Raw genomic sequence first — 722 nt, 5'->3', positions numbered from 1 at the left:
TGGGTATAGGAAGTATAAACCACCTTTTTGCTCCTCATCCGAAGTATCTTACCTGAAATTCCCTCACTCGTTTACCGCTCAAGCCCCAATTTTAACTGCCGGTCCAGCCTAAACCGCTCTAATAAGGTTCGATTTGGCGGTAAAATCTCTAGCCTGATAGCTCGAGAGATACAAACTGCCCCACCGCCCCGTTTAAAAGTTGGCAGTGTTGAGCAGTGTTGGATTTGGGGTCGTCAGTCAAAGAGACGACTCTGTGATGGATCGAACAGGCTGGGAGTCAGTGGCGGCGCTCGTTCTGGTGGCAGCTCACGCTGCTTGGCGGCATTCGCCTTGGCTGTTTTCTGTTTCAGATGCTTGAGAATCTGCTCAATGACCTTCGGATCTTCGATGCTGGCAATCACTTTGACGTGACCGCCGCAGTGTTCGCAGACTTCAATATCAATATTGAAGACTCGCTTGAGGCGTTGCATCCAGGTCATGGCGCGGTGGCGCTCTGCAGGACTCTTGTCACGCCAGTTAGTATCGAGACCTTCCGATTTGTCGGGCTTCTTGCCCCGCTTGGCGGGTGTTACTTGAACTCGGTGTTTGCTGTTCGGTGCAAAGACGCCGTGGAAGCGTGTGAGGTTGACTCGCGGCTTAGGTACCAACGCAGCGAGTTTGGCGATGAAGTCCAGCGGCTCGAAGATCACATGGGTGGTGCCATTGCGGTACGGAGTTTTGAG

The 722-nt window shown here is 52.8% G+C and carries 1 protein-coding gene; it reads right to left on the bottom strand.

The annotated features are described in order from the left end of the window. Positions 1–233: 233 nt before the first annotated feature. Positions 234–722: transposase (locus GF617_RS26935; RefSeq protein ID WP_171477885.1), on the bottom strand; the 489-nt coding region annotated here is incomplete at its 5' end.

Source organism: Lelliottia sp. RWM.1 (genome assembly GCF_016859735.1).
Classification (GTDB): Bacteria; Pseudomonadota; Gammaproteobacteria; order Enterobacterales; family Enterobacteriaceae; genus Enterobacter.
Note: the sequence above shows the minus strand (reverse complement) of the source record. Positions and strands in the feature narration are given on the sequence as shown.